This window comes from Pararhizobium arenae (assembly GCF_001931685.1).
In the GTDB taxonomy this organism is placed as follows: Bacteria; Pseudomonadota; Alphaproteobacteria; order Rhizobiales; family Rhizobiaceae; genus Pararhizobium; species Pararhizobium arenae.
Genome location: NZ_MOOY01000015.1, coordinates 1 through 19,908 on the forward strand (window position 1 = coordinate 1; position 19,908 = coordinate 19,908).

A 19,908-nucleotide genomic window follows, 5' to 3' on the forward strand; every position below is an offset into this window, starting at 1 on the left:
TTGCGGCGCGACACCCACCGAGTGATCGCCCTTCTTCGGCAGACCGGTATCATCGATCACCAGAAATGCACTGGATGCACCAACGATCCTGTCCGCCTGCCGCGCGAGCTCAGCCTCAAGAGGCGCTGCATCCCAAAGGCCATCGGAAATGAAATGGTGCAAGCGGTCATACTGGCCTGGAGCAAACCGTTCCGCCATCGGCTCGATACTCTTGCGGTCACCGGGGCCAATGAGCCCGGAGACGTAAAGAGGGCATATCTGTCGCCGCTTCTTGTGTCCGAGCTTGTCCAGAAATGGCTGCAAAAATGCTGAAAGCTCCGTATCCCAATCTGCAATGTTGCGCCCCCAAACAAGAGAGCACAAATCATCTCAAACCAGCCTTGCCTCAATCTGCCAAAGTAGTGCTAGGCCACGGTAACAGGTCGTTATGCGGCGACACTGTAATCTCCAGTTTCTTTGGGGACGGAAAGACAGCCGTAGTTGGCGGCGTTGGTACTAGACTGATGGAAAAACAGTGCCAGGTTTGTGATCTTTCGGCGCTGACCTACACGTCGTGGCAGTTAACATCTGCAGCCACCTTCGCCACCATAGGGCACAAATACTGGACAATAGCTGACAAAACGTCGCTGGTTGTTCGACGAACGCATCGACGCCGGTAAGGTCGGCAGGGTCATCTCATGGGCGCGCAACAGCGCGAGCAACCTGTCTTTTAGGCGCTGGGCAGATCCAGCACCGTCCCGGCGGTACGCGCCTGCAGCTTGATGGTGCTGGAAGTGATCACAAAGAGGTTCTTCACGCGGTGGTCACTCGGCCGTGCCTGACGGTCATGCTTTCCGGAAGCAGAAATGGCACGAGCACCGGCCGAAGTCGGATGGAGCATAGACCATTTATTGACAAAGCCCGGACAATATGGCGAGCGTTGGACTGATGCCGTGCCCCAAATATGCTCGCGATAGCCGAACTCGAATCTTATTGCAGTCCAAAAAATTTTTGCCGCCTCTTTCGGGCGCGAGGTTCTAGCGAGTAGCGCTGGCGTCCCCGAGGACCGGCATTCGGAACAGAAATGCGGTGTGGTCTTCGTCGGACTGGACCTCGAGGCTACCGCCATGGCTACGAGCAATCTCACTGCAGATAAAAAGACCGAGGCCAAGCCCCTGCTTCTCCGCAGAACTTGTGGCGCGGAAAAAAGGCTCGAACAGGTGGTCCTTTACGTGCTCGGGGATCGGCTTGCCCTCATTCGCAACCGTTATCACGACGTCGTTCGCCCCCTGGGAGGCGACGACCTTCACCGGTCGGTTAGGAGCCCCATGCGCCAACGCGTTACCGAGGAGGTTGGATACCAGCTGCGCGACGCGGCCACCGTCGCAACGCACCTCCTCCGCGATATCAAGCGCGCTCTGGATGACTCGCCCGGGATGTGCGGTCTGTAATTCCTGAACAACTTGCTCAAGCACGGCCCGCACGTCGGTTAGCCTCGGGTCGATAGCAATGCCTTGGCCAGCCCTACATCGCGCGAGATCGAGCATGTCCTGTATCAGGCCGGACATTCGCTCTGTGCTTTGGCTCATCATCATCAGGACGCGCCGGTCCTTCTCGGACTGAAGCTCCCGTAACAGGATATGAAGGCCTCCTTTGATTGACGCGAGCGGATTGCGCAGATCATGGCCCAGAATTGCGACGAACTGCTCCCTCAAGCGCGCCACCTCCTTTTCCGCCAGTAGCCCCTGCTCCAGCTGAAGCCGCTCGGCGACCCCTACAGCAATGCGCTCTTCCAGGCTTTTGTTCAGCTCCTCCAGTTCCTTGCGGGCTCGATCCGCCGTGTTCTTCGCATCCACAAGTTCCCGCTCATAGCGGCGCCGATCCCCTGCTTGAAATAGTGTTATGCGCGTGAACTGAACACCTCCGTTGCTCGAACGGCGTTCGGCTGCATTCGCCAAAACGGGGAGCTTTCGTCCATCCGGGCCGACTAGATCCAGGGCGACTTCATTGAAGTGCCCCTGCATTCGCAACAGGGGTGCAAAATGGGTCTCGTAAAAAATCTTCCCCGGAACGTTGAGCAGATCGTAGAACCGCTTTCCGAGGAGGTCGAAGCTCTGCATCCCAAGCCATCCGGCAAGCGTTCGGTTGGCTTTGACAATCACGCCATCAGCGGCCAGAGAGAGGTAGCCACATGGGGCATTCTCGTAGAGGTCTTCAAGATCCTCCATGATGCCCTCCAGTCCTGTTTGAGCCTCCGCCTTACACAAAGGCTTTGATCGCGGAGATGACTTGGGCAGGAGCGCTCAGGTTCGGACAATGCCCTGTTGCGTCGATGATGATCATCTCCCCCCGTGGCAAGTGATCCCGTACATATTCCCCGACGCCCTGCTGGGCGATGACATCCTGCTTGCATTGAATCACCAGCGCCCGGGCCTGGCAGCGTGGAAGATCTGCTCTGTTGTCGGACAAAAAGGTGACGCGCGCGAACGCCTTGGCAATATCCGGATCGGTACGGCAAAAACTGTTCACAAGCTCGTCGCTGAGTTCGGGGCGATCCGGGTTGCCCATGATCACCGGCCCCATCGCGGCGGACCATCCCATGTGATTATCGTCCAGAAATTCCAGCAGTTCCTCGATCTGTTCTCGCGTGAACCCGCCCTCGTAACCTTGGTCGTTGATATAACGGGGCGATGGGCCAATCAGGACCAGCTCGCTGAAGAGGTCTGGTGCGTCGGCAGCAGCGAGAATGCCGATCATAGCGCTGACGGAGTGAGCGACAAATATGCCACCTTTGATATCCAGGGCCTGACCTATCTCGATGACATCAGCCGCATAACCGGCAAGGCTGGAGTACCTAACATGGTCATAGGCGGCAAGGTCGGACTTGCCACAGCCGACATGGTCGAAGAGGACGACCTTGTAGTCCTGCTCGAAGGCCGGCGTGACATGCCGCCACATGTTCTGGTCGCAGCCGAAGCCGTGTGCAAAGACCATGGCGGGCCGCCCTTCGCCCCGCACGGTGACATTATTCCTCGCGATAACCGACATGATCCCTCCGACATCGATGCAGGCTCCAGCCGCCCCTCGTGTGCTTTCTGACGCCGCATGCAGTGGAACATAGGAACATTTTCGGCAGCCGTCGAGTGCCTTGTCCCTTTGGCCGAACCCGATAGGCAATTAAAAACTCCCAAGGTATATTTATGCGAAGCAGTCGGATGGTTCGCGCTGTCGCCGTCTAGGCACGTGGAACTATGGTTGGAGTGTTGGGTTTGGTATGGTTACGCTCCAAGGGAGTGTCAGACGCATGGTGCGAAATTGGATGTAGGTGTGGTTGGCCATCTGTTTCCGCAGCGGCCTGAGGGGATAGATTGCATGCCCAATATTGAGAAGTTTCCTGCCCCGGCGCCACGGCTGACCGAGTTCGAGGCGCTCACCGCAGCTGCTCCTAGTGTTCTCGAAGCCATCCCGGGCGCGGTTTATCTGTGCGACCACGACGGCTGGCTCATCCGGTACAATTCCGAGGCGGCGGAGCTGTGGGGGCGAACTCCCCCCGTCGACAACAAGCGTCCTCGCTTCTGCGGGTCTCATGCCCTCTTCCTCCCCGATGGCACGCTGCTTGCGCATGACGACTGTCCCATGGCAACGGCAATCTTCGCCGGCACGCCGACGCGGAATGCCGAGGTTGTCATGGAACGGCCCGATGGTTCGCGCTTTACGGCCCTCGTGAATATCCGGGCCCTGAAGGACCATGAAGGCAGAATCCAGGGCGCTATCAACTGCTTCCAGGATATCTCCGGCCATAAGGAGCTGGAAGAAACGATCCAGCAGAAGAACGCCGATCTTGAGGATTTCTTCGAAAATAGCGCGATCGGCCTGCATATCGTCGGCGGTGACGGCATTATCCAGCGTGCCAACAAGGCCGAGCTTGCGCTTCTTGGGTATACCGCTGAGGAATATGTGGGCCGCCATATCGTCGAGTTCCATGTGGACGCACCGGTCATCGGCGACATCCTCCACAAGCTTGCCTGCGGCGAAAAACTCGACCGGTATTCCGCCCGTCTGCGTGCCAAGGACGGGTCCATCAAGCAGGTGCTGATTACGTCCAACAGCCGGTTTAAGGACGAGAAGTTTATCAGCACGCGTTGTTTTACGACTGATGTAACCGATCTTCGTGAGGCCGAGACTGCCCGCCATGAAAGCGACGAGCGGCTGGCCGCAACCTATGACGCAGCCACGATCGGGATTGCGGAAGCCGACAAAGACGGCCGTTTGCTGCGCGTCAACGACACTCTCTGCCGGATGTTGGCACGCTCCCGCGAGGAGCTGCTCAACATGACCTTCTTCGACTACACACAAGAAGAGGACCAACTTGAGGATGGCGCTCTTTATGCGCGTCAGATCGCCGGCGAAATCGACAATTATGCCGTACGTAAACGGGCGATGAGGCCCGATGGCACTACGGTCTATCTGGATGTTTACAGCTCGTCCGTTCTGGATGCAGCCGGAGGCTTCCGCTACGGGGTACGGGTACTCCAGGATGTTACTACCACCAAGCAGATGGAGGACCGGATACGCGAGAGCGAACAGCACCTGCGCGATCTGCTGGAGGCGCTGCCGGCGGCGGTTTATACGACTGACGCGACAGGTCGCATCACCTTCTTCAATGCCGCTGCCGTGGAGATGTCGGGCAGAACGCCGGAAGTTGGCGACATGTGGTGCGTCACCTGGCGTCTTTACAATACCGACGGCACGCCGCTTCCCCACGACCAATGCCCTATGGCTGTTGCGTTGAAGGAAAATCGTGCCGTTCGGGGCGCGGAGGCGATTGCCGAGAGGCCGGACGGCACCCGCATTCCCTTCATTCCCTTCCCCACGCCTCTCTATGACGCCGAAGGTAAGCTCATCGGCGCAATCAACATGTTGGTGGACATAACAGAGCGCAAGCAGGCGGAGAACAGACAGAAAATCCTGATCGACGAGCTCAATCATCGGGTGAAGAACACGCTTGCGACGGTGCAGTCTCTGGCTGGCCAGACAGCGCGACATGCTGACAGCCTGGAAGATTTTTCCGATCGATTCGAGGCAAGGCTGCTTGCTCTATCGCGCGCTCATGATTTGCTGACGAGACGTCACTGGGAGGGTGCTTCATTGGAAGCGCTGACACGCGAAGTGTTGACTGCGATGATAGGCAGCGCAGCACCGCAGGTTGAAATCAACGGCCCTCTCGTTGATCTCGATTCTCGCCGGGCGCTGAGCCTCACGATGGTACTCAATGAACTCGCCACCAATGCTGTGAAATACGGAGCTCTGTCCTCAGAGGCTGGCAGCCTTTCGCTCACGTGGCGCCTGGAAGAGGGTTCGGACCTGAAACCGAGGATGATCCTCGAGTGGCGCGAGCGGGGTGGTCCGCCGGTTGTGCCGCCCGCACGTCGCGGCACGGGTAGCAAGTTGATGGAACGGTGTATCGAGCGGGATCTCGGTGGCGAATTCGACCTTATTTTCGAACCTTCAGGAGTGGTGTGCCGCATGTCTTTTGCGCCTGGGCTCGTTTCTGCATGAGTGAATTTAGCGGCACCAGGGTTCTCATCGTCGAGGACGAGGGTTTCGTTGCCCTGCTGATCGAGGATATGCTTCAGGAGCTCGGCTGCGAAATCGTTGCTTCGGTTGCCGGACTGAAGGAAGCCTGTGGGATCGCCGCAACCGCGCAGATTGATCTGGCTGTTCTTGACGTTAACCTCGGCGGGGAGCGCAGCTTTCCTGTTGCCCACATCCTACAGGAGCGCAGGGTGCCGTTTATGTTCAGTACAGGTTATGGTGCGAGCGGACTGCCTGTTGAGTTCTCCGAATGTCCGGTTTTAGGCAAACCCTTCTCTGCCAAAGCGCTCGAGGAAAAGCTGGCAGTTGCTCTTGGTCTACCTCCGCGAAGGTAACCTCTGGCCGCCCGCAGACGAAACACGCATCGTCTCCCTGTACTCTCGACGGGTAGGCGACACTTCCTACATCTATTTATACGCCTTCTCACTGAGTTTGACTCTCAGTCTTCCCAAAAGGCGATGAATCTGAATCTCTGGTGCAAACTGGAGGTTTTCCATGGGAGCAGCGATTTCATTACGTGCAGATTTTGACGCGGAAGTTCTTCGGCGTCTGGCCCGCCAAAGCAAGCATGCGGCTCAGGCGCGTCGTCTTTTGGCACTTGCCGCCATCTATGATGGAGGCTCACGCTCGGATGCGGCGCGACTGGGCAATGTGACGCTGCAGATCGTGCGCGACTGGGTCTTGCGGTTCAATGCCATGGCCCGACGGGCTGGTCGATGGTAAGGCTCCAGGACCCCGGTCACGGTTGAATGGTGTTCAGCGGGCCGCACTGGCAAAGGCCATTGAACGGGGTCCGACGCCCTATCTCGACGGGGTCGTGCGGTGGCGGTTATGTGATTTGGCTCAATGGCTCTGGGAAGAGTTTCGTGTCTCGGTGAGCGAACAGACGCTGAGCCGGGAGGTGCGTGCCCTGGGTTATCGCAAGCTGGCTGCGCGACCGAAACATCATGAACAGGACCCTCAAGCCATTGAGGAATTTAAAAAAGTTTCCCGCCGCAGTGGCGGAAATCGCAAGCGGAGCCGCTGAAAGGAAGCGAATAGAGATCTGGTTTCAGGACGAGGCCCGGATCGGTCAGAAGAACAAGATCACCCGTAGCTGGGCAAAGCGGGGTTCAAGGCCTTCCGCGCCGCACGACCAGCGAACTCGATCAGCCTACATCTTCGGCGCGATCTGCCCCAAGTTTGGCAAGGCGGCAGCACTCGTAATGCCATGGTGCGACACCCACGCCATGACCCAGCATCTCGCCGAGATATCGCGTCATGTGGTCCATGATGCGCATGCTATCCTCATGCAGGGTAGCACATGTCCAACACTCTCATTGTGCCCGAGAACATCACCATCCTCCCATTGCCGCCGAAGTCGCCCGAACTCAACCCGGTCGAAAACCTCTGGCAGTTCATGCGCGACAACTGGCTCTCAAACCGCGTCTTCAAATCCTACGACGACATCGTCGACCATTGCTGCGATGCCTGGCGAAAGCTCGAAGACCAACCATGGCGCGTCATGTCCATCGGGCGACGAGAATGGGCAAGTGGGTTCTGATCAATGAGGGTGCGTATTAGCCTTCGCTCCTGCACACAGATCCCGAACCTCGCCCATATCACCATCCATCGCGGTTTTCTGCCAGTCGCGCAGACCCCGGCTCGACGGTTTGGCCATCAACATCACCATGGTCGGATCGCGATCCCGCGACCCTACACCGAGGCGCAGGCTCGCTGATCGTAGGGCCAAAGAGAGGCACCAAACACGGTCTTTCATTTCCCCTATGAGTACGATGTGGCTACGCCAACGCTCTGACAGGCGCAGTCAGCGTTCGATCATTTCGATAACTTTATCTGCGAGTTCCGCCATCACGAAAGGCTTCGTGATCACTTTCATCCCCGGTTCAAGGTGGCCGTTCCCAATGGCGGCATTCTCAGCAAACCCCGTAATGAAGAGCACTTTAAGGTCTGGACGATACCTTCTTGCAGCGTCCGCCACCTGACGACCGTTCATGCCGCCAGGGAGACCGACATCGGTGATAAGCAGATCAATGCGGGCATCTGTCGAAAGTATCTTCATGCCTGATGGACCGTCTTCCGCCTCGATTGAGGTATAGCCGGCTTCCTGCAAAACCTCGACGATAAGCATACGCACGGTTGGCTCGTCATCAATGACAAGAACGGTCTCGCCCGCGCCAAGTTCTTGTATGGAGGCAGGTTGATCGGTCAATTCCTGCTCCATAACTCCCATGTAACGTGGCAAGTAGAGGCTCATAGTCGTGCCTTGCCCCTCTTCTGTATGAATTTGAACCTGCCCTCCGGATTGACGCACAAAACCGTGGATCATTGACAGGCCAAGCCCCGTACCCTGGCCGATCGGTTTGGTCGTAAAGAATGGGTCAAAGACACGGTCGACGATGTCTCTGGGGATACCAGTTCCCGTGTCACTGACGCAGATCGAGATGTATTGGCCTGGTGCCAGATCCCGTTCAGCCCCCGCGCTCCCATCCATCCACGTGTTGGCTGTCTCAATAGTGATGCGGCCGCCCTGGGGCATTGCGTCGCGCGCATTTATCGCCACATTCAGCAAGGCGTTTTCGAGCTGAGAAACGTCGACCTTTGTGGCCCAAAGACCAGCCGCGCCTACCACTTCGACGGCGATGGATGGGCCTACCGTGCGTCTGATCAATTCCTCCATTCCGACGACAAGCCGGTTAACATCTGTGGGCTTGGGGTCGAGCGTTTGACGGCGCGAAAAAGCCAGCAAGCGCTGGGTCAATGCGGCCGCGCGTTGGGCAGAGGTCTGGGCGCCAGCAATGAAGCGGTCTAGACCCTCCGCCTTGCCTTGCTTCAATCTCCGATCAATCACCTCGAGACTCCCTGTAATGCCAGCGAGCAGGTTGTTGAAGTCGTGGGCAATGCCGCCCGTGAGTTGCCCGACGGCTTCCATCTTTTGAGCCTGCCTCAAGGTCTCCTCGGCATGAGCTCGCTCTTTGATGGCTTCTTGAATGCGCTCTTCAAGGGAGCCGTTCAGCTTTTTCAGCTCCTTATAAAGTCGTGCATTGTCCACAGCTATCGCAGCGTGGGCAGCAATGCCAACCATCAGGTCTTCGTGGCTCTGTTTGAATTGAGTGGGTTCCGGATGCCCAAAGAACAAACCCCCGATCACTTCTCCCGAGCGCGACTGGACGGGAACGGCGAGATAACTTCGAACCGGTAGGTGTCCCTCAGGCATACCATGATGGGGAGCGCTTTTCCCGTACCGACCGTCGAGCAAGATATCGTCTGATCGTATCACTCCTTCGCCCATGAAAGTCGGCGCGAATACTTTGGTAGCACGAGGATTGCCGAAGCTTTCGAACTGCGATCGCTCAGCGCCCGAAAGCGTGTACAAAAGGTACTTGCCTCCATCCTCAGCCAAAACGTTGTAGAAGAAAGCCCCAAATCGCGCACCCGTGAGCGTTACGCCAGCATCGGTGACCATCTGAACAATTCGCTCCAGGTCGACTTCCGCTGTCAGCGCCTGCCCGATTTGGTTAAGCGTCTCGAGAGTGCGGCGCTGCTCTTGCTCCTCGGCGATGGGCCGCACCTCGATCACTGTTCCGATTGGCTTGCCGCTGCGGTCCAGGATCGGGCTAGCCGTGTAGGCCACGGGGTAAAACGTGCCATCCTTGTGAACAAACACCTCTTCCCCTTGCATCTGCGCCCTTTCAGGGAAAGCTCTGTCGATCGGGCATTCTTCGAGGGGATAATGGCGGCCGTCGGGATGCTTGTGGTGAATGACATCGTGAAGCGGCCGACCTAGTAGCTCATCTCGGTTGAAACCAGTAAGCTGCTCGGCAGCTGGATTTGCAAAGACGCAGTGTTGGCGCTCATCCATGACGAATAGGGCCATCGTTGTGTTGTTCACGATCGCCTCGAGCCGATGCGTCGGATCATTCAAATGCGGCTCGAAATCCATATGCATTCCTCAAGTCAACCAAACCGCCCACAAACGCAGAAGAGGTGACGGTTGTTCCTGACCTTGCTCTTGTGAACGGCAGGTGACCCCAGTAAACGCTGAAGCATACATGCATTTGGGCCGACCCACCTCGCTGCCTTCGATCAACAGGAAAACCTAATTTTAGGCGTGGGCGTGGATAATATGCACCTTAAAAAGCTTCGTCGCGATAGCTGAGCACACAACATTCGCAAAGGCGGCCGAGGCCGTAGCTTTGACCCAACCGGCGGTGAGCCAGCAGATGCACGCCTGAAATCGGAGGCTAATGGAGAACTGTTCGATCTCTTGACCGGCCCTATCGCGCTCAACGGCCACGGACTACAGATTCTCGAAGCAGGCGCAATCTGGTTCGTGGCGCAGATAATTTCATAGACGCGATCTCGTCTCTTGTGTCATTCACGATCTCGCCGTGTCGGTATTCCCTCGATCGAGTTGATAGACATTGCAGTTCCGATCGTCTCAGCGCCGTTGGCGAACCCCCGATATTACGGCCAATCGGGCTAATAGGCTCTCCGCGCTGACACCAGCCGCAGGTGCGCGTCATGTTGGTCTTGACCCAGGTTTCGTCGATGAAGACGAGACGGTCCGGATCAAGCCGATGTTGATGGGTCTTCCATCGCATCCGGAACCGGCCACCTTCGGACGATCCTGCTCGCTTGCCATCAGCGTTTTTTTTGAAGGTCTTGCCCTCGCTGCGCAGGAAGCGCCAGACGGTGTCGTGAGACACGTTGATCCCCGCAGACTTCAGCTCCGCCGACAGCGCACGCACCGTCCAGTCGGACTTGACCTGCAGCCGCTGACGCACGGCATCGGTCGCAGCGCCCCTCAGTGTCGGTTTGACATACCCGCCGATCTTTGCCGGCATCAAACCTCGGCCGGACCGATCGAGTTGCCCAATACGGACCGCGGTTGCAGCCGATATCCCGAAACGCTCCGCTGCGGCACGAACCGTCATGCCATCGTTCAAAGCTGCCGCAATGCGCGTTCGCAAATCAAGAGAAAGAGGTCGCACCATCATTGCTGGCCTCCAATCCAGCGTAACCGCTGTTCCACTCCCACGTTGCCCTTTACCGCCTGATCTGTGATCGGCTTTCCATGGATGAAGAACGGGAGTTTCTCCATGGAGAGTACATTGGAGTTTCTCACAACCAGGAAGCCTGTGCGTGAGGTTCATCGTCAATGGCCGGACGAGGTCAAAGCGAAGATCGTTTCGGAAAGCCTGAGGCGTGGCACGACGGTCAATGAAGTTGCGCAGCGCTATGGATTGCGGGCGAACAGCCTTTCCACCTGGCGGACGATGGCGCGGCAGGGCAAGTTGATCCTTCCAGCACCGGAGGATGCGGTAGAGTTCGCGGCGGTGATCGTCGATCCACCTGTTTTGGAACCGCCGCCTAAAGCGGTTGGTCGCGCCGAGATTGTCGTGGGCCCTGTCACGATCCGTCTTGAGGAAGGTGCGTCTGCTGCCCGGATCGCCGCCATCGCGCGTGCCTTGGTGGCGACGACACGATCTTTCCATCGAACCGCGTGCGGATCATGGTGGCAACCAAGCCGGTCGACTTCCGTAAAGGTCATGACGGATTGGCCGCGCTGGTGAGGAACGAGCTGCACAAGGACCCGTTCACCGGAACGGTCTTTGTGTTTCGGTCGCGCAAGGCGGATCGGCTGAAGCTAATCTACTGGGATGGCAGCGGGATTGTGCTGGCCTACAAGAGGCTGGAGGAGCACAGCTTCACTTGGCCCGGCATCAAGGATGGCCTGATGACGCTGACCCACGCGCAGTTCGAAGCCCTGTTCTCAGGCCTTGATTGGCGGCGGGTTCATGCCGTCCGGACGAGATCGCCGAAGGCTATCGAATAGCTGCGGCACGATGACTCGGGTAACAGATTCCAAAGGCAAAACGAGCGGGATTTTGGTAGGTTCTGGCCATGCTTGATACCGCCGATCTTCCCGATGACGTTACCGCCCTGAAGGCGATGCTGATTGCGGCGCAAGCACGCGAGGCGGCCAAAGACGTCCAGATCGTCCGCAAGGATGAGCGGATCGAGCGGCTGGAGAAGCTGGTCGCGGCCTTCAAGCAGGCGGCCTTCGGGCGCAAGCCCGAGAAGAGTGATGCCGACCAATTCGATCTGGCACTGGAAGACCTGGAAACGGTCATGGCAGTGATCCATGCCGAGGATGAGGCGGACACTCCTGTCGGGAGCAGGGTCACCAAACCACGCGCAATCAAGCGCGGCTCCCTTCCAAAGCATCTCCCCCGTGTCGAAGAGGTGATCGAGCCGGAAAGCCTGATCTGTGCCTGCGGCGGTTGTCTGCATTGTATCGGCGAGGATGTCTCCGAGCGGTTGGACGTCGTCCCGGCGCAGTTCCGCGTCATCGTCACCCCTCGCCCCAAATATGCGTGCCGTGCCTGTACCGACGGCGTCGTTCAAGCTCCGGCTCCCGCTCAGCTGATCCAGGCGGGCCTGCCGACGGAAGCGACCGTCGCCCATGTGCTGGTTTCCAAATATGCGGATCACCTTCCGCTCTACCGACAGGCCCAGATCATTGGCCGCCAAGGCATTGATCTCGACCGCTCCACCCTTGCCGATTGGGTCGGCCGCGCAGCTTTCGAATTGCGCCCCGTCTTCGACGCCCTGATTGCCGACCTGAAGCGCTCGACCAAGCTGTTCATGGACGAGACCAGTGCTCCGGTTCTCGATCCTGGCTCGCGCAAGACGAAGACAGGGTACTTCTGGGCGCTGGCGCGGGATGATCGGCCGTGGGGCGGCGGCTCTCCGCCGGGCGTGGCCTTCACCTATTCGCCTGGTCGCGGGGGCATTCATGCCGAACGGATATTGCAGGGCTTCTCCGGCGTCCTGCAGGTCGATGGCTATGCCGGATATAACAGGCTGATCGGGCCAGACAGGATTGGCCTGGACATTCGGCTTGCGTATTGTTGGGCGCACGCTCGTCGCAAGCTGGTGGAGATCACCCGCAACGGCTCAGCACCCATTGCCGAGGACGGCGTCAAACGGATCGGTGAACTGTATCGCATAGAGGCCGAACTGCGTGGCCTCAATCCAGAGGCTCGCATTGCGGGGCGACAGGAACGGTCAGCGCGACTTGTGTGCGACATGCATGCTTGGCTCGTCCATCACCGCGCCCATGTTGCGGCCAAGTCCCCACTCGGCGAAGCTCTGGCCTATATCGCCAAATACTGGGACGGCCTGAAGCTATTCCTCAACGACGGCCGCATTGAGATCGACAACAACAGCGTTGAGAGAACCATCCGGCCGATAGCACTCAATAGCAGGAATTCACTCTTCGCGGGCCACGATACCGGAGCGGAGAATTGGGCGGCCATCGCTTCGCTGATCTAGACCTGCAAGCTCAACTCCGTCGATCCGCAGGCCTACCTGACCACCACGCTTAGCGCCATCGTCAACGGCCATATGCAGAGCCGGATCGATAAGCTGCTGCCCTGGAACTGGGCGCTTGAGCAACGCGTGCACAAAAACCGCAGTTGGGCCGAATCGAATAAATCCTCGGTTAGAGCATCATAGCTTGACCAGTTGCTTGCCGAAGTTCTCTCCCTTCAACATCCGAACGAAAGCGTGGGGCACGGTCTCAATCCCTTCCGCGACATCTTCCCGTGTCTGAAGCAGTCCCTGTTTGTACCATGACAGCAGATCGGCAATCGCGATTTCGTATTCTCCCTCGTGGTCATCAAGCAAGAACCCTTCTATCCGTGCGCGGGTGATCATCGTCCTTCTGAGATGCCTGAGACCGATATCGGGCTGGTCAAACCGATCTGCCAAGGCAATGGTCCCGACGACCACGACCCTGCCAAAGGTGTTGAGGTTTAACATTGCGGCGTCGTGGGTCGGCCCGGCGGTGTTGTCGATAAAGACATCGACGCCGTTAGGGCATGCGGTCGCGACATCTGCCACGAGATCAGAAGAACTTCGATGATTGACACCGGTTCGATATCCAAGCTCTCTGCTCCATTCCAGCTTCTCGTCCGAGCCTGCAACTGCGACCGGGTCGAACCCTTTGATCCGCGCGATCTGTCCCGCAATCTGCCCTACAGCTCCGGAAGCGGCAGAGATCAGCACCGTTTCCCCCACCTTCGGATTAGCTGTTCTGAGAAGGGCAAAATAAGCGGTGAGGCCGGGCATGCCAAGATAGCTCAGCGCCGATTGAACTGGAGCGGCTGTAGTTGTCACCGCTTTGGCAGAGGCGGCCAGAATGACGCTAAACTGCTGCCAACCAAAATGATCACTCGTCACGATGTCGCCTGGCTTGAAGTCTGGTGACTCCGACGTAACGACCTCACCAATTCCGCCGCCGCACATCAGATCACCAATTTTAAAACCAGTTGCGTAATTCTTTGCCGGGCTAATCCGACCGCGCATATAGGGATCGACGGAGAGCCACAAAGTTTTCACCAGCAGCTCACCATCCGCAGCCTCGGGAATTGGACGTTCCTCCAGGCTCCAGTTCTCAACGGAAGGCATAGCGGAAGGGTAGCTCCGAAGTATCCAGCTAGGATTCGTGGACATGTCGATCTCCTCACATTGGGCGTTCGTCGCATTGATGCATGAGTCCGATTTCCGTGTTAATGGGCGATGGGTGAGAGACATTGTTTTGAATTTCGGAAGAATGGCGCATGGATATGATCGAGGCCATGAAGGTGGCGGTGGCAGTCGCCAGGCACAATAGCTTCTCTTCCGCGAGCCGGGACCTGCGCCTTTCGGCTGCGTCGGTCAGCCGCATCGTGGCAGACTTGGAGGCCGATCTCGGCGTCCGTCTGTTCAATCGGACCACCCGGCAGATCAATTTGACAGATGCAGGGGTTGAGTTCGTGCAGAAGAGCACCGGCCTCCTGGAGGAGCTTGATGTGATGCGGAGCGCGGTCCGCGAACGCCACGAAACCCCTCGCGGCCAACTCCACGTCTCCTGCGTAACGGCCTTTGGCAATGAGTGCCTGGCACCAGCGGTTCCGGAATTCGTGAGACGGTTCCCGCAACTCGATGTCTCAATCGACCTTGGCAATCGGTTGGTCGATCTGATTGGTGAACACGTCGATGTCGCCATCCGGGTAGGGCCATTGAACGATTCATCCCTGATTGCGCAGAGGATTTTCACGCAGAGAATCGTATTCGTCGCTACACCCCAGTTTTGCGAGCAATATGGGACACCCAGAACCTTGGACGAGATCAGAGCTTGCCCATCCGTGACTCAGGTCAGCGGGGAATGGGGGCGCGTTCATAGGTTTTCGCATCAAGGAAAGGTCATTGACTTCGAAGTGCCGCAGCATCTGACAATGAACTCAGCGCGAGCCGTGAGAAGCGCTTGCCTAGCCGGAGGGGGTTACTCCCTCTTGGGTGATTTCATGGTCGCCCAGGATATAGCGCAGAAACGCCTTGTGCGGCTGCTGCCGGATTATGAATCCATCGAGCAACCGATCTTCGCTTTCTACGCTCAGCGACGTCACACCCCACGTAAAGTCAGGGTGTTTATTGACTACTTGGCGGAGGCCTTCAGCGGCAAAAGCACCAGGTGAGACCTCTTGCCATTTTTCCCAGGTTACTTTTGTCCGCACCAGTCACAAGAATTCTTGTCTAGGTGCAAATGGCACGGCGCTTACAATCCAGCAATGATCTTGAATCACAAAATCAAACCCGAGGGAATCTCATCGCGATTCCGAGTAGCGCTGACAGACTCTAGTGGGGCATCTTGATGAGAGCTGTTGTCCAATGCGCCTGGAAACCGTCGTTTAACCGTAAGACCATCTAACTCGGGGCATCCAGCTGGATGTAACGGCCATATCCGCCAGCTGCTCGTCGGCCAAGTCCTAACCCGGAGCGACGACGAGTGTAATGCGCTCAACTTCATCACCGATATCGGAACTTTGTGCAACTCAGTGGATTGGCAAAGCTGACGCTCCAAATCAGCGACGGGTTCGTCGAACATCGGTTGCGATCCCGGCCCGGGTCCGCGGGTCAGCAGTCAAGTCTCATTCTTGCCTTGCCCCTGGCGCTAAAGTGAGTGATGTCAAAGCTGTCCTGAGCTCGTCCACCCCGAACGGTTTGAGAAGCAGCGCGGTTCGCGCCATATCGGAGAGGAGCGGGCCTTCATTCCTGCCGGTTGCAAATACGATGGCGATCCCTGGCCATCTCTCTCTGACAATCGCGCAGAATTCGTCCCCTGACATTCCCGGCAGACCCATGTCGGTGATAAGGACGTCGAAATCCTGCCGCTCAAGTAGTGCAATTGCTTCCTCGGCTAATCCAACCTCCTCGACGTCCTGCTCCAGGTCTTCCAGCATATCGGTGGTCGACATCCGGATAAGCATGTCATCTTCGACCAGCAAGATTTTCGCCCGGGGCAGCTGACGTACAGCGGGAATGGCGGGCGACGTCTGTGCTAGCCGCTGCCTTGCCTCCATGCGCTGCGTCCTGTTGTTGAGTACGTGGCGGATTTTTCTTGCCATCGTTTCGCGCGCATAGGGCTTCGACAACAGCTCGACTCCAGCATCGAGGCGGCCGCCATGGACGATCGAATTTTCCGTGTAGCCCGACGTGAACAACACAGCCAGATCCGGAACTCGTTCGACCGCCTTGCGGGCAAGGTCAGCCGATTTTAGCGGCCCTGGCATCACTACATCGGTGAATAGGAGATCTACGGGGATCCCGCTTTCGATGACGGTCAATGCAGAGGCGGCATCCTTGGCCTTCAGCACCTTGTATCCGAGGTCGGTTAAAAGCTCAACGACCGTGGCGCGGACCTGCTCGTCATCTTCGGCGACGAGAATGGTTTCGCTGCCCCCCACGACAGGCCCGTGGTCATTGACCACCAGGGCGTCCTCCTCTTCGAGCGAGCGGGGGAAATAGAGCTTGATCGTCGTCCCCTCCCCCACTTCACTATAGATCTTGATGTGTCCGCCGGACTGCTTGACGAAGCCATAGACCATCGAAAGCCCAAGACCAGTGCCCTTGCCTATTGGTTTCGTGGTAAAAAACGGTTCGAACACCTTTTCGATGATATCGAGCGGGATGCCCGACCCGGTGTCGGTCACGGCTACCAGTACGTATTGTCCCGCCGCTACCTCCTGATGGTCCGACGCATAGCTGTCGTCCAAAAAGGCATTGCCGACCTCGATCGTCAGCTTGCCGCTGCCGTCCATCGCGTCGCGGGCGTTAATAGGAAGGTTGAGCAGCGCGTTCTCGACCTGCGTCGGATCGACCAGGGTGTTCCAGAGGCCACCACCGCGGACGGTCTCTATCTCTATGGTTTCGCCAAGAGTTCGCTGCAGCATGTCTTCCATGTCGGCAACGAAGCGGCCGATGTTGACCACCTTTGGATCGAGCGCCTGCTTGCGACCGAACGCCAGGAGCTGGCTTGCGAGCTTTGAGCCGCGCTGCACTGCGGCAAGGGCGTTGGCGATCCTTCTCGCCGCGGAAGGAAGTCCCACGACATCCTTTGACAGGAGCTGAAGATTGCCCGAGACGACCTGAAGCAGATTGTTGAAGTCATGGGCCACACCACCCGTCAGCTGACCGATCGCCTCCATCTTCTGGGCCTGCCGCAATGCCCGCTCCGCTTCGCTGCGCTTGGCTGTCTCTTCGTGTACGCGCTGCTCCAGCAACTCTGCGTTCGTTTGCAGCAATTCCCGCGCTTCTACGATCTCCTCGATATCGGTACATGTTCCGAACCATTGGGTCGTCTCGCCAGCATCATTGTGTATCGGGGTACCGCGTGTCTTGAACCACCGGTAGAGGCCATCGTTTCGCCTGATCCGGTAGTCGATGTCATAAGAATGCCGTCCTTCCAACGCCCCAAGCCAATGGTCTCTGGTACGCTCCCGATCATCGGGGTGGATCACCAGCTCCAGCCAACGCAAACCGAGCTGCTCCTGCTCGGCGATCCCGGTGAACGCGACCCACTGTGGGCTGAAATAATCGCAAAGACCATCTGGCTTTGCAGTCCATACGAGCTGCGGAAGCGTCTCCGTAAGGGTACGCAGCCGGCGTTCGCTTTGGCTGAGACGGAGTTCGCCACTCTTTCGTTCAGTGACGTCATGCGCGGTCAGCGACACGCCGACCACCACTCCCTCCGGGTCCCGTATGGGTGCGAAGCTCAGTTCGAGCCAGCGTTCGGTCCCCTTCCGGGCGATGTTCACTTCGCGACCAGAACCGCTTTCTCCTTCGCCGCCAAGGTGAAGGATGTCCCTCAGCACGAATGCCACCTCCGCCGATACGTAGTCGAACGGTGTTTGCCCGATCGCGGACGCGGCCTCCCTGCCGAACAGCCGCTCCGCTGCATCGTTCCAGGCTGTGATACGACCGTCGAGCGACAGGGCGATGAAGGCATCCGGTGCCTGCGCTAGCAGGGTTGCGAGGTAAACTTGCGAAAGGGCCAGCTGGCGCAGCCGTACCTCTTCAGCCCGTCGCGCCTCGCTTACGGAGGGGTTAATTGTGACCCGCTGATTGATCTGGTTGCGAAGGGCAGTCATAGAGTTCCGGCGCCCGGCCGTTTTTGCCGCCTTCATGATGACCTCGGCGAGCGCTCTGGGCGGCACAGTGGCATCCACCGTCCAGGCCGCGGCAAGCCTTGGAATGAATGGCAAGCTCTCCCGGAACCGATCCAGCCTGTCCGGCGGAACGAGAAAGATGATCTGCGTTTGCGGCTGGCTCGCTAGAATCAGCCGCGCCGTTCCCAAAGCACCAGGATCCAACGCACCGATAATGACGACATCGTAGGCACTCGCAGGGATGCCCTCCGGCAGAACGTCAACAGTCAGAGTCGCGAAAAGCGTGGCCTGCCGGACGGTCGCTTCACCAGCTTCATCGCCAAGATAACCGATAATCGTCATGAAGCTCTCAAAGCAACGGCAGGCCGAGCAGCGATCTGCCGAGCCAGGTTTGAAGCAGATGGGTCGTGGGAGCCATCACGTGCGCGGCCCGCGCATCGCGATGCAGCCTGGTGATGCGGCTTTTGTCGGCATAGCCTCGCCCGCCCATCAGGATCATCGCCGTTTCCGTAACCGAGGTAACGGTTTGGGCAACCCTGGACTTTGCGGCAAACAGGCCCAAAGCCGCGTCGGGAGCTCCTGCGTCAGCGTTCGAAGCAGCGCTACGGACGAGCTGGCGCGTCGCCTCAACGTCCGTCCATGCTTCCGCGACCTGATGCCAAAGTGCGGGCACCTCGCTCAGGGTTTCGCCTGTATGACTGTGGCTCCGGGTTCGAAGATGGTCGATGGCAAGCTGAAGGGCTGCGCGCGAAATCCCGAGGTAGACGCCAGCCATAGCGATAAGGAAATAGGGCGCCACGACCTCGAAGACATACCAGATCTGGTCACCCTCGGCTCCGAGCAGGTTGGATTTCGGAACCACGACGTCGTTAAGAAAAACGGGGCGTGAGCTGTTGCCGCGCATGCCGTAACCCTGCCAGGGTTCGCGCCACTCAAGACCAGGAGCATTCGCTTCGACCACAAGACAGCTGAAGGATCCGGGATCAAGCTCGCTACCCGGTGTGACCGCCGAAACAACATAGGAGTCAGCGTAACCACCGCTAGTGACGAAACTTTTATCTCCGGAGATGACAAAACTGTTGCCGTCGGGGCGGAAATGGCTTCCGGGCAGGAAGAAGTGCACGCCCGTGGAGGCCTCACTGAGTGCCAGTGAGGTGATGTGCTCGCCGCGCGCGATGGGAAGGAGAAACCGCTCTTCCTGATCTGGTGTCGCCTTAGCCGCCAGCACCTTCGCAGCGACGCTGTGCATTCCAAAGCACATGGCCGTGGAACTACACGCGGCTCCAAGTTCTTCAGTCACCACGGCCAGCGCAAGAAGACCCTCTTCGGCGCCGCCAACGCGTCGTGGCATGTGTAGTCCGGTCAGACCTGCTCGGGCAAGCGCGGTCATGCCCTTGTCTGGCCACACGCATTCGCCATCAATTCGCTCGGCGTCTGGAGCCAGATATTGCTGGGCGATACTGGCCGCGGTTGTCTGGAGTTCGATTAGGCCCGGCGCGAGTCCTGAACTTTGCATGCGTTACCTCGGTGTCCAACTGACCCGATATAGCGCTGCTTCGGGTCAAAAGAAGTACCCTGATCTGCCCTAGTCCGAAAAGGCAAGTCCCCGTGCTTAAGGACGAGCAGACAGGGCGGTTCCGACGCGCCCAAGGCCTGGCAATTTCATCGCCAATGCGAGCCCGTCGTCCCTCCGTTCGCGAACGACCCTGCCGCCAAGTTGTTTTTCCACCACTGCGGCGAGAATGTAAGCGCGAGGTTCCATGCACATTGACGTATGCGGCATCACCGGATCGGCCTCGTTTGCGAAGCGATATCCGGGTCTATCAATTGGCTGAGA

Annotated in this window: 14 protein-coding genes and 3 pseudogenes; 8 read left to right on the plus strand and 9 right to left on the minus strand. The window is 58.2% G+C overall.

Annotated elements, in window-relative coordinates:
* The 3 genes from BLX89_RS22880 to BLX89_RS22890 all read right to left on the minus strand — a co-directional run.
* Positions 1–336 (minus strand): transposase (locus BLX89_RS22880; protein ID WP_143523738.1); only part of this gene is annotated, 336 nt, incomplete at its 3' end.
* Between the two features lie 680 nt (positions 337–1,016).
* Positions 1,017–2,207, minus strand: coding sequence for a PAS domain-containing sensor histidine kinase (locus tag BLX89_RS22885; RefSeq protein ID WP_075293275.1), 1,191 nt, complete (start codon positions 2,205–2,207; stop codon positions 1,017–1,019).
* Positions 2,208–2,238: 31 nt separating this feature from the next.
* A complete protein-coding gene (locus tag BLX89_RS22890; RefSeq protein ID WP_075293276.1) occupies positions 2,239–3,027 on the minus strand; it encodes an alpha/beta fold hydrolase in 789 nt (262 codons plus the stop codon).
* A 324-nt stretch (positions 3,028–3,351) separates the two neighbouring features.
* On the opposite strand from BLX89_RS22890, the gene BLX89_RS22895 reads away from it, so the two are divergent.
* The 3 genes and pseudogenes from BLX89_RS22895 to BLX89_RS24025 all read left to right on the plus strand — a co-directional run bounded on the left by BLX89_RS22895 (position 3,352) and on the right by BLX89_RS24025 (position 7,117).
* Complete coding sequence (locus BLX89_RS22895; protein WP_075293277.1) at positions 3,352–5,538, plus strand: PAS domain-containing sensor histidine kinase; 2,187 nt, start codon at positions 3,352–3,354, stop codon at positions 5,536–5,538.
* Complete coding sequence (locus BLX89_RS22900; protein ID WP_075293278.1) at positions 5,535–5,909, plus strand: response regulator; 375 nt, start codon at positions 5,535–5,537, stop codon at positions 5,907–5,909. Before BLX89_RS22895 ends, BLX89_RS22900 begins: the two co-directional genes overlap by 4 nt.
* A gap of 160 nt (positions 5,910–6,069) precedes the next feature.
* Positions 6,070–7,117: pseudogene (locus tag BLX89_RS24025) on the plus strand (IS630 family transposase).
* A 264-nt stretch (positions 7,118–7,381) separates the two neighbouring features.
* On the opposite strand, the gene BLX89_RS22915 reads toward BLX89_RS24025, so the two are convergent.
* Entirely contained in the window at positions 7,382–9,517 is a 2,136-nt protein-coding gene (locus tag BLX89_RS22915) for an ATP-binding protein (protein ID WP_075293279.1), read from the minus strand.
* A gap of 208 nt (positions 9,518–9,725) precedes the next feature.
* Here BLX89_RS22915 and BLX89_RS25220 point away from each other — a divergent pair, with 208 nt between their 5' ends.
* The gene (locus BLX89_RS25220) at positions 9,726–9,809 is read left to right on the plus strand and encodes a LysR family transcriptional regulator (RefSeq protein WP_245292916.1); all 84 of its coding nucleotides are present in this window, start codon (positions 9,726–9,728) and stop codon (positions 9,807–9,809) included.
* 51 nt (positions 9,810–9,860) lie between these two features.
* Here the strand turns inward: BLX89_RS25220 and BLX89_RS25225 are convergent, their stop codons facing one another.
* Entirely contained in the window at positions 9,861–10,511 is a 651-nt protein-coding gene (locus BLX89_RS25225; RefSeq protein ID WP_245292915.1) for a hypothetical protein, read from the minus strand.
* 144 nt (positions 10,512–10,655) lie between these two features.
* Here BLX89_RS25225 and BLX89_RS24035 point away from each other — a divergent pair, with 144 nt between their 5' ends.
* From BLX89_RS24035 to tnpC, 3 genes and pseudogenes are all read left to right on the plus strand, one after another.
* Entirely contained in the window at positions 10,656–11,150 is a 495-nt protein-coding gene (locus BLX89_RS24035) for a transposase (RefSeq protein ID WP_143523737.1), read from the plus strand.
* Positions 11,090–11,413 (plus strand): IS66 family insertion sequence element accessory protein TnpB, encoded by a 324-nt coding sequence (tnpB, locus tag BLX89_RS22935; RefSeq protein ID WP_075293280.1) that lies wholly within the window; start codon positions 11,090–11,092, stop codon positions 11,411–11,413. Before BLX89_RS24035 ends, tnpB begins: the two co-directional genes overlap by 61 nt.
* Before the next feature lie 68 nt (positions 11,414–11,481).
* A pseudogene (tnpC, locus tag BLX89_RS22940) lies at positions 11,482–13,098 on the plus strand (IS66 family transposase).
* Here tnpC and BLX89_RS22950 read toward each other — a convergent pair.
* On the minus strand, positions 13,093–14,097 hold the full coding sequence (locus BLX89_RS22950; protein WP_075293281.1) for an NADP-dependent oxidoreductase: 1,005 nt from the start codon (positions 14,095–14,097) through the stop codon (positions 13,093–13,095). The pseudogene tnpC and the gene BLX89_RS22950 overlap by 6 nt on opposite strands.
* A gap of 107 nt (positions 14,098–14,204) precedes the next feature.
* Here BLX89_RS22950 and BLX89_RS22955 point away from each other — a divergent pair, with 107 nt between their 5' ends.
* Positions 14,205–15,101, plus strand: a complete 897-nt coding sequence (locus BLX89_RS22955; protein WP_075293282.1) for a LysR family transcriptional regulator — start codon at positions 14,205–14,207, stop codon at positions 15,099–15,101.
* 453 nt (positions 15,102–15,554) lie between these two features.
* Here the strand turns inward: BLX89_RS22955 and BLX89_RS22960 are convergent, their stop codons facing one another.
* The 3 genes and pseudogenes from BLX89_RS22960 to BLX89_RS24890 form a co-directional block, all read right to left on the minus strand.
* The gene (locus BLX89_RS22960) at positions 15,555–18,413 is read right to left on the minus strand and encodes a PAS domain S-box protein (protein ID WP_075293283.1); all 2,859 of its coding nucleotides are present in this window, start codon (positions 18,411–18,413) and stop codon (positions 15,555–15,557) included.
* Between the two features lie 7 nt (positions 18,414–18,420).
* Complete coding sequence (locus BLX89_RS22965; protein ID WP_075293284.1) at positions 18,421–19,587, minus strand: acyl-CoA dehydrogenase family protein; 1,167 nt, start codon at positions 19,585–19,587, stop codon at positions 18,421–18,423.
* A 96-nt stretch (positions 19,588–19,683) separates the two neighbouring features.
* Positions 19,684–19,908, minus strand: a pseudogene (locus tag BLX89_RS24890) (hypothetical protein); the annotation flags it as partial.

Coding starts and splice junctions, on each gene's coding strand:
- BLX89_RS22885 (WP_075293275.1), bottom strand. CDS start 2,207: ATGGAGGATCTTGAAGACCTCTACGAGAATGCCCCATGTGGCTACCTC.
- BLX89_RS22890 (WP_075293276.1), bottom strand. CDS start 3,027: ATGTCGGTTATCGCGAGGAATAATGTCACCGTGCGGGGCGAAGGGCGG.
- BLX89_RS22895 (WP_075293277.1), top strand. CDS start 3,352: ATGCCCAATATTGAGAAGTTTCCTGCCCCGGCGCCACGGCTGACCGAG.
- BLX89_RS22900 (WP_075293278.1), top strand. CDS start 5,535: ATGAGTGAATTTAGCGGCACCAGGGTTCTCATCGTCGAGGACGAGGGT.
- BLX89_RS22915 (WP_075293279.1), bottom strand. CDS start 9,517: ATGGATTTCGAGCCGCATTTGAATGATCCGACGCATCGGCTCGAGGCG.
- BLX89_RS25225 (WP_245292915.1), bottom strand. CDS start 10,511: ATGACGGTTCGTGCCGCAGCGGAGCGTTTCGGGATATCGGCTGCAACC.
- BLX89_RS24035 (WP_143523737.1), top strand. CDS start 10,656: ATGAAGAACGGGAGTTTCTCCATGGAGAGTACATTGGAGTTTCTCACA.
- tnpB (WP_075293280.1), top strand. CDS start 11,090: ATGGTGGCAACCAAGCCGGTCGACTTCCGTAAAGGTCATGACGGATTG.
- BLX89_RS22950 (WP_075293281.1), bottom strand. CDS start 14,097: ATGTCCACGAATCCTAGCTGGATACTTCGGAGCTACCCTTCCGCTATG.
- BLX89_RS22955 (WP_075293282.1), top strand. CDS start 14,205: ATGGATATGATCGAGGCCATGAAGGTGGCGGTGGCAGTCGCCAGGCAC.
- BLX89_RS22960 (WP_075293283.1), bottom strand. CDS start 18,413: ATGACGATTATCGGTTATCTTGGCGATGAAGCTGGTGAAGCGACCGTC.
- BLX89_RS22965 (WP_075293284.1), bottom strand. CDS start 19,587: ATGCAAAGTTCAGGACTCGCGCCGGGCCTAATCGAACTCCAGACAACC.